Annotated in this window: 11 protein-coding genes; 10 read left to right on the plus strand and 1 reads right to left on the minus strand. The window is 32.3% G+C overall.

Annotation, left to right across the window (positions count from 1 at the left end):
* Window positions 1–102 precede the first annotated feature (102 nt).
* The 7 genes from panB (at window position 103) to ypfJ (ending at window position 9790) form a co-directional block, all read left to right on the plus strand.
* Window positions 103–921, plus strand: coding sequence for a 3-methyl-2-oxobutanoate hydroxymethyltransferase (gene panB, locus ACVEGE_RS00165; RefSeq protein ID WP_173854163.1), 819 nt, complete (start codon window positions 103–105; stop codon window positions 919–921).
* 100 nt (window positions 922–1021) lie between these two features.
* Entirely contained in the window at window positions 1022–1714 is a 693-nt protein-coding gene (locus ACVEGE_RS00170) for an RluA family pseudouridine synthase (protein ID WP_173856795.1), read from the plus strand.
* A gap of 79 nt (window positions 1715–1793) precedes the next feature.
* Window positions 1794–3122, plus strand: coding sequence for an aldehyde dehydrogenase (locus ACVEGE_RS00175; protein ID WP_192500668.1), 1329 nt, complete (start codon window positions 1794–1796; stop codon window positions 3120–3122).
* Window positions 3113–3850, plus strand: coding sequence for a nitroreductase family protein (locus tag ACVEGE_RS00180; protein WP_192500667.1), 738 nt, complete (start codon window positions 3113–3115; stop codon window positions 3848–3850). Before ACVEGE_RS00175 ends, ACVEGE_RS00180 begins: the two co-directional genes overlap by 10 nt.
* 34 nt (window positions 3851–3884) lie before the next feature.
* Window positions 3885–4655 carry a DUF2189 domain-containing protein gene (locus tag ACVEGE_RS00185; RefSeq protein ID WP_192500666.1) on the plus strand — a complete coding sequence of 257 codons (771 nt, stop codon included), beginning with the start codon at window positions 3885–3887 and terminating at the stop codon, window positions 4653–4655.
* Between the two features lie 426 nt (window positions 4656–5081).
* Window positions 5082–8849, plus strand: coding sequence for a PAS domain S-box protein (locus tag ACVEGE_RS00190; RefSeq protein WP_225738098.1), 3768 nt, complete (start codon window positions 5082–5084; stop codon window positions 8847–8849).
* Between the two features lie 80 nt (window positions 8850–8929).
* On the plus strand, window positions 8930–9790 hold the full coding sequence (gene ypfJ / locus ACVEGE_RS00195; RefSeq protein ID WP_192500665.1) for a KPN_02809 family neutral zinc metallopeptidase: 861 nt from the start codon (window positions 8930–8932) through the stop codon (window positions 9788–9790).
* Window positions 9791–9848: 58 nt separating this feature from the next.
* On the opposite strand, the gene ACVEGE_RS00200 is transcribed toward ypfJ, so the two are convergent.
* Window positions 9849–11384: a YifB family Mg chelatase-like AAA ATPase gene (locus ACVEGE_RS00200; RefSeq protein WP_173854169.1), complete on the minus strand. Its 1536-nt coding sequence runs from the start codon at window positions 11382–11384 to the stop codon at window positions 9849–9851.
* Between the two features lie 193 nt (window positions 11385–11577).
* Here ACVEGE_RS00200 and ACVEGE_RS00205 point away from each other — a divergent pair, with 193 nt between their 5' ends.
* The 3 genes from ACVEGE_RS00205 to ACVEGE_RS00215 all read left to right on the plus strand — a co-directional run bounded on the left by ACVEGE_RS00205 (window position 11578) and on the right by ACVEGE_RS00215 (window position 14987).
* Entirely contained in the window at window positions 11578–12780 is a 1203-nt protein-coding gene (locus ACVEGE_RS00205) for an NAD(P)/FAD-dependent oxidoreductase (RefSeq protein WP_192500664.1), read from the plus strand.
* Between the two features lie 319 nt (window positions 12781–13099).
* The gene (locus ACVEGE_RS00210) at window positions 13100–14572 is read left to right on the plus strand and encodes a sodium:solute symporter family protein (RefSeq protein WP_192500663.1); all 1473 of its coding nucleotides are present in this window, start codon (window positions 13100–13102) and stop codon (window positions 14570–14572) included.
* A complete protein-coding gene (locus ACVEGE_RS00215; protein WP_173854172.1) occupies window positions 14553–14987 on the plus strand; it encodes a GNAT family N-acetyltransferase in 435 nt (144 codons plus the stop codon). The genes ACVEGE_RS00210 and ACVEGE_RS00215 overlap by 20 nt, the downstream gene beginning before the upstream one ends.
* Window positions 14988–14990: the final 3 nt, after the last annotated feature.

Below are 14990 nucleotides of genomic sequence, written 5' to 3' on the forward strand. Positions count from 1 at the left end.
AAAAGCGACTAAGATACTTATAATGATTCGGTAAAGTCGGAGGTGATTTTGTGTTTCAAAAGAATTTGTTTTACTACTTTTACAATTCCAAAAAATACAACTATGTCTGTAGCAAAAAAAGATTATAAAAGAATTACCACGAAGTCATTAATAGAAATGAAAGCCAATGGAGAAAAAATCTCTATGTTAACGGCTTACGATTATACAATGGCAAAAATTGTAGATACCGCAGGAATTGATGTAATTCTGGTGGGAGATTCGGCTTCAAATGTAATGGCAGGTCATGAAACTACCTTACCTATTACTTTAGACCAAATGATTTATCATGCTTCCTCTGTAGTTAGAGCCATTGAGAGAGCATTAGTAGTGGTTGATTTACCCTTTGGTAGTTATCAATCTGACCCTAAAGAAGCTTTACGTTCTTCTATTCGAATAATGAAAGAAAGCGGTGGTCATGCCGTAAAATTAGAAGGTGGTAAAGAAGTAAAAGAATCAATAAAAAAAATATTAAACGCCGGTATTCCAGTAATGGGACATTTGGGTTTAACGCCACAGTCAATTTATAAATTTGGTACGTACACTGTTCGCGCTAAAGAAGAGGAAGAAGCTGACAAACTTGTTGCGGATGCTCAGTTACTTGAACGTTTAGGTTGTTTTGCTCTTGTTCTTGAAAAAATACCTGCTCATTTAGCCGAAAAAGTAGCCAAAAGTATTTCTATTCCCGTAATTGGAATAGGTGCTGGTGGTGGAGTTGACGGTCAAGTACTAGTGATTCACGATATGTTAGGAATGAACAATGAATTTAGTCCACGTTTTTTACGTCGTTACATGGACCTTTATGATGGAATGACTACGGCAATCAGTCAATACGTTGCTGATGTGAAATCTAGTGACTTCCCTAATGAAAAGGAGCAGTACTAAACAAACCAATAAACCCTTAAATTAGTACCTTAGTTAAAACCATTACTAAGACTAAATTAAGGGTTCTTTTTTTATAATAATCCAAAATACACCTTCTATTTTGAAAATAATTTCAACAAAAAACAACCTCCAGGTCTTACACGAAGACAACCATATTATTGTGGTTAATAAACGTGTAGGCGATATTGTACAAGGGGATAAAACCGGAGATAAGCCCTTGTCAGAAGTTGTAAAAGAATTCATCAAAGACAAATACAATAAACCTGGCGAAGTTTTTCTTGGCGTAGTACACCGTTTAGACAGACCTACAACAGGAATTGTAATGTTTGCAAAAACCAGTAAAGCACTCACGCGCTTAAATGAATTGTTTAAAAATAGAGAAACACAAAAAACGTACTGGGCAATTGTAAAAAACAAACCAGCAAAACCAGCAGATAGTTTGATTCATTTTTTAAAAAGAAACGAAAAGAATAACTCTTCTAAAGCACATATAAAAGAAGTTCCAGACAGCAAAATGGCACACTTAGATTACCGTATTTTTAAAGAATTAAATAATTACTTTGCTTTAGAAATTGACTTACATACTGGAAGACATCATCAAATTAGAGCACAGCTAGCTGCAATAGGATCTCCTATAAAAGGAGATTTAAAATATGGTTTTGACCGTAGTAACCCTGATGGCGGAATCCATTTACATGCACGCCAATTGGTTTTTATACATCCAGTAACAAAGGACTCTTTAAAAATTGTTGCGCCAGTTCCTAACGAAGTTATTTGGAACGCAGTTCAGTAATAACAAAAATAGATTTACAAAGTCAGTTCCTGAATTAATTTACAGTTTGACAATCAATCTTCAGAAAAAAACATACCTAATGGATTATAAAACAAATGTAGATTACCGCAAAAAAACCTTAATAAAATTACTGGACAAAGTTTTACTTTATGAAAGCGAAATTATTAATGCTTTGTATGAAGATTTTAAAAAACCCGCTTTTGAAGCCGTACTTACTGAGACCAGTTATGTAGTAGCGGAATTAAAAGACACAATAAACAATATTAAGAAATGGGCAAAGCCAAAAAAGGTATTGCCTTCCCTACTTAATTTCCCTTCCACTGACTATTTATACAAAGAACCTTATGGTAAGGTATTAATCATTGCTCCTTGGAATTACCCGTATCAATTAGCACTATGCCCTTTAATATCTGCTGTAGCAGCTGGAAACCAAGTAGTACTTAAACCATCTGAACTAACACCTAATACCGCTACTATATTAGCTAAAATTATTGCTGAAACATTTAATCCAGAACATGTTTCTGTTGTTCAAGGAGGAGTAGAAGTTTCTAAAGATTTACTAGCAAAACGTTGGGATTATATTTTCTTTACGGGCAGTGTTCCTGTAGGTAAAATTGTTGCTCAAGCAGCAGCCGTTCATTTAACACCTGTCACACTTGAATTAGGTGGTAAAAACCCTTGTATTGTAGATGAAACTGCAAATTTAAAACTTGCAGCTAAAAGAATCGTTTGGGGAAAATACATTAACGCTGGACAAACCTGTATTGCTCCTGACTATATCTTAATTCAAAAAGATATGAAGGACAAATTTATAACACATCTAAAAAATGAAATCACTTTGGCTTATGGAAAAACGCCAAAAACTTCTCCGGATTATGCCCGAATAATCAATGCAAAAAACTGGAGTAGGTTGAGTGAGATGATTGACCCTGATAAAGTAATATTTGGTGGAGAAACTGACAAAGATGACTGCTACATTGCTCCTACCCTTATTGCAGAAACAAACCTAGACAGCTTGGTAATGAAAGACGAAATTTTTGGGCCTTTATTACCAATATTAACATACGCTAGTGATGCTGATTTACATACTATTATTTCTAGATATGAAAAACCATTGTCTCTTTATGTTTTCACAGAAAACAAATCGTTTGCTCATAAAATAATTGCTAATTACTCTTTTGGAGGTGGTTGTATCAATGATACCGTTGTTCATTTTTCTAATAAAAGACTTCCTTTTGGAGGAGTTGGTCATAGCGGAATAGGTGCCTACCACGGAAGTTTAAGTTTTGATGTTTTTTCACATAAAAAAGGAATTGTAAAAAAATCAAATTGGTTGGATTTACCAATGCGTTATGCACCTTATGACGGTAAACTAAAAACAATACGAAAATTACTAAAATGGATTTAACAAACCAAAAAACCGTTAGTGAAGCAATTGAATACCGTAGGTCTGTAAGAGTCTTTAAAAAAAACACTTTAGATGATGCTAAAATAAAAGAATGCATCCGTTTAGCAACATTAGCGCCTACAAGTAGCAACATGCAGCTATGGGAATTTTATCATATAACATCAACTACTATTTTAGAACAACTTACTGAGGCGTGTTTGGGACAAAATGCAGCCAAAACTGCACAGCAAATGGTTGTGGTAGTTGCTCGTAAAGATTTATGGAAAAAAAGAGCCGCCGCAAATATTGCTTTTCTTAGCTCCCAATTTGGCGATAAGCCAAAAGAGGACTATTCAAAAAGAGAAAAATTTGCACTCAATTATTATCAAAAATTGATTCCAACATTATACTTTGACTTCTTAGGTATTTTTGGGTTTATAAAATTTTTAGTTTTCCAAATTATTGGATTATTCAAACCCATATATAGACAAGCAAGAAGTAGTGATATGCGTATTGTAGCTCAAAAAAGTGCCGCACTTGCAGCTCAAAATTTCATGATCAGTATGGCATCCATAAATTACGATACTTGCCCAATGGAAGGTTTTGACTCAGTAAGAGTAAAAAGAATACTAGGCATACCATCTTCAGCTGAAATTAATATGATTATTGCCTGTGGAATAAAAGACGAAACTGGAATCTATAGTGCACAGTTTAGAGTACCACTAGAAGACGTTTATTTTAAAAAATAAGTAACCAAACCATTTATAAACACACTAAATTATTATGACAACAGTAGAAAAAAGAGTTGAAGAAATAAAATCGAAAGGATACGAATTAGATTTTGGAACCGTATTCAATCACGCATTTGAAAATTATAAAAAAATCGCATTATATGCTGGTTCCATGATTCTAGTTTTTCTGGTTGTTATGGCAATCTTAATCACAGGAGGTTTTATTTTAGCGATAGGAATGCCTGCTTTTATAAAAATGGCAAATCCTGAAAATTTAAAAACCATAGAAAGTTTAGTTGGCATTAACTTAATTTTATATTTAGGATCTATGCTTGCTTTAGGACTATTAATTGGTCCCTTTTTTGCAGGTTTTTTAAAAATGGCGCATTCAGCTGATAAAGATGAAGCTTTTACCAGCGCTGCTATATTTGAATATTATAAAGCACCTTATTTTTTACAAATAATTATTTCTTCATTAATAATAAGTGTCTTCAATATGACTATCTCTCTTTTATTAAATAGAACGGGAATATTATATTTAGGAACGCTAAGTAGTTTAATTATTAACTTTATTACTTTACTTACTGTCGCTTTTATTGTTTTTGGTAAGTTAAATGCATTAGACGCAATTAAAGCTAGTATTACTGTTGTACTAAAAAATCCTATTACTATTTTAGCATTAACTATTACAGCCTTTATTGGTTCATTAGTAGGTTTTATTGGGTGTTGTATAGGTGTATTTTTTACGTTACCTATCATGTACTCTATGACATATGCACTTTATAATGCAATAATAGGTTTTGAAACTAAAAAGATAGATTAATCTTATTTGATTTAAATAATTATACTCTAACTGCAATTGGATTTTAATATCTGGTTGCAGTTTTATTGTAAAATAATTATTAACTTGTTGCATATTGCTCATAAAAACAGTTAAAAAGAATTAATGATAGTATTTTACACAAATTTTTTATCAATAATTGAACGCTTTACCACATTTATATTGGTAGATATGTGTACTTCAGCTATTACTAAATATTCTTTTTTTATAAACGAAAATATGATTAAATACAATTTGTATTGGATTATAATACCAATGCTCCTTTTCTTTACATTTATTTTCTTTTTCCATTTTTATAAAGTTAAAGGCAAGCTTAAAAATCCCTTCATAGATAGTAGTGACAGTAATTATTATCAAAATAAAGAGTATCAAACTTATCTTTTATTTTTAGGAATTCTACTTCCTTTAATGGAAATTAATAATGAACTTTTCTCAATAAGGCCCCAAAGTTTAATAGCGAGTAACTTATTAATAGGTTGTTTTTTATTGATATTATATATCATCAGTACTAAATCAGCAATTGTATTTCATCATATCAGGTCAATATATATTTTTATATATCTTGCCTTTTTTATAATTACAGCTGAAAATTTAATCAGCTTACCAAATGATATAATTCCTACAATTACATTTTTATTAGCGTTATTTTTTTCCTACACAGTTCTAAAACCTATAAGGATATATTGGGCCGTAATTACAGCTGCGTTTGCATTTATTATAATTTGCTATACTTTTGAGCTATTACCCTTAAAAAGAACGGTAACACTCTTTAATTTTACTTTACTTATTTTTATTCTTAACTATATTAGACAAATTAGTTACTTGAATATTCAGGATAAATTTCGTTTTTCAAATGAAATTGTCAATAATGGAAATTCGTTAGTAATGGCAACTACAAAAAAAGGAGAAGTAAAATTTTGTAGTGAAAACATCACCTCAATATTAGGTTGGTCTATAGATGATGTAATGGGTATGGGTTTTTGGAAGGTAACAGAAGATCCTGATTTTATAGGAGAAGATTTCCACAATAATAATATTGAAGAGAGGTCTTTTACGCGTAAATTAAAATGTAAAAACGGTGACTATAAATACATTAAATGGAATGACAAACGGTTCTCAGAAGATTTAATTATTGGTATAGGACAAGATGTTACGAATGAAATAGAAAACCAAAAATCTTATGAAAATTTAATTGAGTCTGCTAATGACATTATATATCAATTAGATACCGAAGGCAATTACCTTTTTATAAATAAAAACACTGAGATTATAACTGGGTATACATTAGAGGAACTATATGAGTCTAAATTTTATAGATTAATTACCGAGGATTACCGTCACAAAGTATTAGAATTTTATTTAGATTCAGATAAACAATCTGCAAATTATCAAATCTTAGAGTTCCCTATTATAAAGAAAAATGGCGATAAAATATGGCTGTCTCAAAAGGTAGCTATTAATAGGGATCAAAAAAATAATATTATTGGTTATTTTGCTATAGCAAGAGATATTACCTCTATTAAAGCAAATGAAATTGAGCGAATTAAACGCATCCAAAAAAATCAAAAATATAGCGAAGCTTTAAAGAATTTTACAACCGAAAGTTATTCAAGTAATGAAACATTAGAAGGAATTCTTAAAAACATATTACAAATTACGACTAAAATTATTGGTGTAAATAGAGCAAGCTATTGGCATTATTACAATGATGAGATCGTTTGCGAAAATTTATATATTTTAAAACAAAATAAATTTATTAAGGAAGAGACATTATCCTTAGATAAGTACCCTTCTTATTTTTCACATATAACTAATAAGACACAACTTGTTGTATCTAACGTTTATAAAAGTCCTTTTTTTACTGAATTAATCAAAGATTATTTCCCACAAAATAATATATTTTCTCTTATTGATACTCCCATATTTATAGATGGCGAATTAAAAGGAATCATTTGTTTTGAAGCTACTGATGAAATAAAAAATTGGGATAATGAAGACATCAATTTTGCACGTTCAGTATCCGATATTATAACAATTGCTTTTGAGTCTCAAAATAGATTGAATGCCGAAATCAAGCTTAGCTATAAAAGTGAACTGCTCGCCGCAATGACTTTATGTACAGAGAAGTTTTTAAATAACAAGGACTTAGACGCAATTTTTTCGGATGTTTTGATCATTATGGGAAAAGCGACTAAATCACACCGCGCCTATTATTATGTAAATAATAAAAAAGAGGAAACTATAAGTCAAAGGTACCGTTGGAAATCTGACGACGATACCCTTTTTGAGAATAATATCAATTTACAAAATTTACCTTACCCCTATTTTGAAGACCTTTTAATTCCTATTTTAAATAATAAAATTTACAATAAAAGGATTTCAACTATTGAAAATGAATCACTCAAAAACAAATTAATTAACGTAGGTGTCATATCATTAATTCTATTTCCAATTTTTGTAAAAAATGAGTTTCATGGCTTTTTAGGATTTGATGATACAGATCAAGAGAGAGTATGGTCTGAGGATGAAGTCAATATTTTGCAAACTCTAGGTAGGAATATCGCGGCCGCTATAGATCGCATCAATACTGAGACTGCTATTTATGAAAGTGAAGAAAAGTTTAGGCTTTTAGCCAATAACATACCGGGTACTGTTTATTTATCTGAAAACAATCAGCGATTTACTAAAATTTATTTGAATGATGAAATAGAAAAACTTACTGGATATCGCAAAAATGAATTTTTAGAACACAAATTAAATTATATAGAAATCATTCACCCTGACGATCTTTTAAGGGTTATAGCTGAGTCTACAAAACAATTATCTAAGTTAGAGTCTTTTCATTTTACTTATCGAATTATTAAGAAAACTGGGGAGATTGTTTGGGTAGAAGAATTTGGTGATGCTGTAATTAAAGATGGAGAAATTGTTTATATCGAAGGAATTATGCTTGATATAACCAAAAGAAAAGAAGCTGATGATGCCATTCAAGCAAGAGAATATGCCGAAGCAGCAAATAAAGCCAAGTCGGAGTTTTTAGCAAATATGAGTCACGAAATCCGAACTCCTTTAAACGGAATCATTGGTTTTACTGATTTATTGATGAAAACTGAGCTAGCCGATATTCAGCAAAAACACATGATTACAGTGAATCAGTCGGCACATTCTTTACTCGGAATTGTAAATGACATTCTTGATTTCTCTAAAATCGAAGCTGGAAAATTAGAATTACACGTTGAGAAATTTGAAGTTAAAGAGCTCTTAGAACAAATAATTGACCTCATTTTATATGAATCAAACCAAAAAAATCTAAAATTAGAACTGAATATCGCTGTTGATATTCCAAAATATTTTTGGACAGACACCATTAGATTGAAACAAATTTTAATTAATTTATTAGCTAATGCAGTCAAATTCACTAATAAAGGAGTTATTAAACTAGATTTAACTCTTTTAGAAAAAATAGACAAGAAACATGCTCAAATACGTTTTGCCGTAATCGACTCAGGAATAGGAATTCTTGAAGAAAATAAAAGTAAAATATTTAAAGCTTTTTCACAGGAAGACAGTTCTACAACTAAAAAGTTTGGTGGTACAGGGCTAGGACTTACTATTTCAAATAAACTATTGGGTTTGATGAATAGTCAATTAAATTTAGAAAGTAAAATAGGTATTGGAAGTACCTTTTACTTTGATCTAAATTTAAAAACATCAAATAAAGTACCTAATACTAAAAAACTAATTGCAACACAAAACCCCGCTGATATTGATGCTCTTTTTGAAAATTTAGAAACTTCAAATAAACTAAAAATAATGTTGGTTGAAGATAATAAAATCAACATGTTGCTACTAAAAACAATTATAAAAAACGTAATGCCTGAAGCTGCTATTTTTGAAGTATTTAACGGTAGCGAAGCTGTTGTTCAATTTGAAAGTATTTTACCTGACATCATTTTTATGGACATACAAATGCCTATTATGAATGGTTTTGAAGCCACTAAAGCAATTAGAAAATTAAATAATGGAGCTGAAATTCCTATTATTGCAATCACAGCTAGTGCTGAATTAGAAATTAAAGAAAAATGCGTAGAAGCTGGTATGAATGATTACATCTCAAAACCTATAATAAAGAAGATAATTGAAGAAACTATTGCTAAGTGGATTAATTTATCCTAAAAAAAGGTGATTTATTAACCTAATTGTAAAAAAAAATATAAATTCGTTTATTATAAAAAAAAGCATAAAAAAACAATACTATGAAATGGCAAGGCAGACGTAAAAGTGACAATTTAGAAGATAGAAGAGGAATGTCCTCAGGTGGAAAAACTGTTGTTGGTGGTGGAATTATTGGTATAGTAATTTTACTTTTAAATGTTTTTGGTGGTGAAAACGGAAAAATGATCACCCCAGTATTAGAACAATTTAATCAAGGGAATAGCGCTCCAACTGAACAACGGGATCTAACTACAAAAGAAAAAGAAGAACATGCTTTCATAAATGCACTTTTAGTAGACAATGAAGATGTATGGACAAAAATATTTCAAGAAAATGGAATGACTTATAAAGAGCCAAAAGTAGTCCTATTTAGTGATGCTGTAAACACTAAATGCGGAAGTGCTACATCAGCTTCTGGTCCTTTTTACTGTCCTGCAGACCAACAAATATATATGGATTTACGTTTTTTTGAAGAACTAAAAACTCGTTTTGGTGCTAAAGGAGGTGATTTTGCTACCGCTTATGTTTTAGCACATGAAATAGGACACCATGTACAAACTTTGTTAGGTACCTCTAATAAAATGCGCCAAATGCAACAAGGCAAATCAAAGGCTGAAGCCAATAAATTGTCTGTAGCTTTAGAATTGCAAGCAGATTTTTATGCTGGAGTCTGGACGCATTACAACCAAAAAATGAATAATATTCTTGAAGATGGTGATCTTGATGAAGCCTTAAGTGCTGCTCATGCCGTAGGTGATGACGCCATACAAAGTAAAATGCAAGGACATATTGTGCCAGAATCATTTACTCACGGAACATCTGAACAACGTAAATACTGGTTTATGAAAGGATATAAAACGGGTGATATCAAGCAAGGAAATACTTTTGACGAGATTAGATAAATTAAACTTATAATCAATAAAAAATTGGGATTAATTCCCGATTTTTTTTGTTTAAAGCCTATCCTAACCAGCCGTCTCTATCCAAACTTCGGTACTGGATCGCTTCGGCAATGTGGGCAGAAACAACTGTAGGAGAAGCTTCTAAATCAGCTATAGTACGCGCTACTTTCAAAATTCGATCATACGCTCTAGCTGATAAATTAAGACGCTCCATTGCGGTTTTTAATAATTGTTTGGACACATCGTCTAAGGCGCAAAATTCCCTGATTTGTTTCGTATTCATTTGCGCATTGTAATGAATATGCTCTATAGCTTCAAAACGCAACGTTTGCAATTCTCTTGCTTGAGTGACTCTTTTTCTAATATCTACACTACTTTCTGCTTTTCTATCATCTGATAATTTTTCAAAAGGAACTGGCGTTACTTCAATATGAATATCAATACGGTCCAATAAAGGACCTGAAATTTTACTCAAATACCGCTGCATTTCATGTGGTGATGATGTTTGCGGTGCATCAGGATCGTTAAAAAAACCACTCGGACTTGGATTCATACTCGCTACCAACATAAATGACGATGGATAAGTAACCGTAAACTTAGCCCTTGAAATTGTTACTTCACGATCTTCTAATGGCTGTCGCATCACCTCAAGCACATCACGTTTAAATTCAGGTAATTCATCAAGAAATAAAACACCATTATGCGCCATAGAAATTTCTCCAGGTTGAGGATAACTCCCTCCTCCTACTAATGCAACATTAGAGATAGTGTGATGCGGACTCCTAAACGGACGCTGATTCATCAATCCTACTTCTTTTAACTTACCGGCTACACTATGAATTTTGGTTGTTTCAAGCGCTTCTCGCAAAGTCATAGGCGGTAAAATACTAGGTAATCGTTTGGCTAACATCGTTTTACCCGCTCCCGGAGGCCCTATTAAAATAATATTATGACCTCCTGCTGCAGCAATCTCCATCGACCTCTTAATTGATTCTTGTCCTTTGACATCGCTAAAATCAAATTCTGGAAAATCTAAATCCTTATAAAACTCTGTTCGTGTATCGATTACTGTGGGTTCTAAATTTCCTTTTCCTTCTAGAAAATCAATAACCTCTTGAAGTGTTTCTACACCATAAACATTGAGTCCCGTAACAATTGCAGCTTCTTTTACATTTTGCTTAGGCAGAAAAAAACCTTTAAAACCTTCCTCCTTAGCTTTTATAGCAATAGGTAATGCGCCACGAATTGGTTGCAAACTTCCATCAAGCGAAAGTTCTCCCATAATAATATATTCGTTGTATTCAACTGCTTTTATTTGTTCAGAAGCGACTAAAATCCCTATCGTTAAAGTTAAATCATAAGCGGATCCTTCTTTTCTTAAATCGGCTGGAGCCATATTAATCGTTATCTTTTTGCCCGGCATTTTGTAGCCATTATTTTTAAGAGCAGCTGCAATTCTATAACTACTTTCTTTGATTGCATTATCTGGTAAACCCACTAAATGATATCCTATACCATTGTCAATATTTACTTCAACGGTAATCGTTGTTGCTTCTACTCCAAACACTGCACTTCCAAAAGTCTTAACTAACATATTGCCGATTTTTCTCTAAAAATAAACATTTATTATATACAAAACATCCTTATCAATAAGTAATACCTTAAAAAATAAGTGTTTAAAATCAACCCTCCTTAAAACCTTATAAAATAAAAGGAATATTGTGAAAAAAGAATATCCTCCATAAGTGTAATTTTAATCAAAAAATCAATTCTAATAAATCGACATCATGGACTTAAAATCTGGACTCCCTTTTTGGTTAATAAAAAATGGCCTATCAAATGACTATACCACATTAGACACAAACATTACAACTGAAGTTCTCATTATAGGTTCTGGAATTACCGGAGCTTTAGTGGCACATTTTTTATGTGAAGCAGGTGTAAAATGTGTCATTGCTGATAAAAGAATGTCCTCCACAGGAAGCACCACGGCAAGTACCGCGCAATTGCAATACGAAATAGACACTTTTCTTTTTGATTTAATCGAAAAAGTTGGCGAAGAAAATGCTGTTAAAGCCTATAAAAAATGTTTAGAATCTATTTACACCCTCGAAAAAATCATTAAAAAATTAAAAATAGACGGAGAATTCAATTGGAGATCGAGTCTTTATATTGCCTCAAATGCTGCTGGATTGAAAGATTTAGAAAAGGAATATACTATTCGAAAAAAACACGGCTTACCCGTTACTTTTTTAAATCAAAAACAATTGAAGACCAAATTCAATATTGATAAAAAAGGAGCTTTATATAATGACTGCTCTGCACAGATCGATACTTTTAAACTTTGTAATGCTATTTTAGATTATCATAAAAAGAACTCTGGATTAGTTGTTTATAGTCACACTGATATTGTGAAAATCGAAAATAAAAATGATCACATTCTAGCGCACACCCAAAAGAAAAATACTATTAAGGCTAAAAAAATAGTCGCAGCACCTGGTTTTGAGTCGGAGTCTTTATTGAATGAAAAAGTAATGCAGCTCAACTCCACCTACGTTATTGTTAGTAAGCCCATGAAAGAAGAAGATTTCTGGAATGAGAAATGCTTGATTTGGGAAACAGCAAGACCGTATATTTATATTAGGACTACAAGTGATAACCGCATTATGGTTGGTGGATTTGACGAACCTTTTCAGGATCCAAAACGAAGAGACAAATTAATGGAGCAAAAAAACGAAGCCATTTTAAAACGCTTTAAAAAGTTTTTCCCTGATAGTAAAATAGAAATTGACTTTTATTGGTGTGGAACTTTTGGAGAAACTAAAGACGGCTTACCCTTTATTGGCGAACATAAAGACCACCCTAACATGTACTTTGCGTTAGGCTATGGAGGCAACGGAATCACGTTTAGCGTTATCGCAGCTGAGATGATAAAAGATTTGTATTTAGGCAACCCAACCGATGTTGATTTGTTTGCTTTTGACAGGTAGTTAGGGCTCAATCTATCTAAATTATTTAGTACTTTTTATCGAAAATTAAACCTGAAAAACAGCGCACATAACAGTACGCTAAAATTAGCTTCTTGTTGTTTTAATAGCATTATGGTTATATTTTCTTATATTTGCCCAGATTTATTTGATTTTTAGGTCAAAAAAATGGTTTTTACACCTATTTTGTAAAACCTATTTTTATCTAATTTCCTAACCTTGGAAAGCAATTTAAAATCATAAATCAACTGCAAATAATTGCATCTTTTGCCTCAGGAAAAATTCCTTTTACAGGCTGCTAAATAATCCTAAAATACGAAAAATGCATCCAATAGATTATATAATCTTTGTTGTTTACATGCTAGCTATGCTAGGTGTTGGAGTCTATTTTTATAACAAAAATAAAACAGCCGAAGACTTTTACGTAAGTGGTCGGAATATGAGTAGTTGGCACATAGGTTTATCAGTTGTTGCTACTGACGTAGGTGGCGGTTTCTCGATTGGATTAGGTGGACTTGGTTTTACAATGGGAATTTCAGGTTCTTGGATGCTTTTTACAGGATTGTTAGGCGCATGGTTAAGCGCGGTTTACCTGATTCCGAAAGTAAGTCATTTAGGTCACAAACATAAATTTTTTACTTTCCCACAAATATTCAATCATTTTTATACGCCTAGAGTAGCGTTATTAGCAGGAATTATATCGGCTATAGGGTATATTGGTTTTACTAGTTCTCAGGTTTTGGCTGGAGCCAAATTAGCATCAGCAACTATAGATGGATTGAATTTACAAACTGCTTTAGTCGTGATGGGATTAATTGCAGTAATTTACACTGCAATTGGAGGGTTAAAAGCAGTAATTTATACCGATACAATACAATGGCTAATTTTAATAGGTGGTTTGGTTTTCATAGGAATTCCTATTGCTTACAATGCAGTAGGAGGATATGATGCGATAAAAGCAACTTTACCACCAGAATACCTCTCTCTTACCAATGTTTCTTGGCATCAAATCGTAAACTGGTCCATTACCATTATTCCCATATGGTTTGTGGGAATGACACTGTATCAAAGGATTTATGCTAGTAAAGGCGAGAAAGAGGCTAAAAAAGCCTGGTTAATCGCAGGAGTTTTTGAATGGCCTATTATGGCATTTATGGGAGTTATTTTAGGTATGCTTGCAAAAGTAGCAGCTACTAAAGGAATGTTTACCGGAATTACTGATGCTGCTTCAATGGATAGCGAAATGGGATTGCCTGTTTTACTAGCAACTATTTTACCTGTAGGTTTAATGGGATTGATGCTTTCTTCTTATTTTTCGGCGATACTTTCTACTGCTGATAGCTGTTTAATGGCAGCTTCAGGAAATATCGTAACGGATATTATTGCTAAGTTTTCTAAAAAAGAATTAAGTCATAAAAAAGAACTGCAGCTTTCGCAAATAGTAACCTTACTCGTAGGTTTTTTTGCTATTCTTTTAGCTTCGCAAATGCAAAACGTGCTAGAACTAATGCTTTACTCCTATGCCTTTATGGTTTCAGGATTATTTGTCCCCGTTATTGGTGCTTTATTTTGGAAAAAAAGCCATCCTACAGCAGCATTTTGGAGCATGCTCCTTGGCGGAAGCACAACAATTTTTTTAATTATCAGCGAAAATGAATTACCTTTAGGAATAAAATTACCCGAACACCTGGATGCTAACGCCTATGGTATTTCGGTGTCATTGATTTTATTTGTAACAATATCACTTTATCATTATAACAAAAACAATAAACAAAATGGAATTCAAAATAATTAACGCAGCTACAGGAGCTGATCAAACTTATACAAATCAAGTAATTGCTGAGTTTCTTTTTACTCATTTAGAAGAGTACGGAGACAAAGTAGCTGACATTCTTAAATGTATAGACTACGTTATGAACCCTGATAAAGGCGGAAATATTGTGGTAGGATTAGACAATAGTAAAATTGTAGGTGTTGTGATTTTAAACAATACAGGAATGAAAGATTTTATCCCTGAAAACATCTTGGTTTATATTGCCGTTGACAATAGCCAACGTGGTAAAGGTTACGGAAAACAATTAATGGAAAAAGCGATCGCTACTGCTGAAGGAAACATTGCATTACACGTAGAACCCAATAATCCTGCTAAAAAATTATACGAAAAACTAGGTTTTACAAACAAGTACCTAGAAATGCGATTAGTAAAATAACAA

The organism is Flavobacterium sp. PL002, from assembly GCF_054165825.1.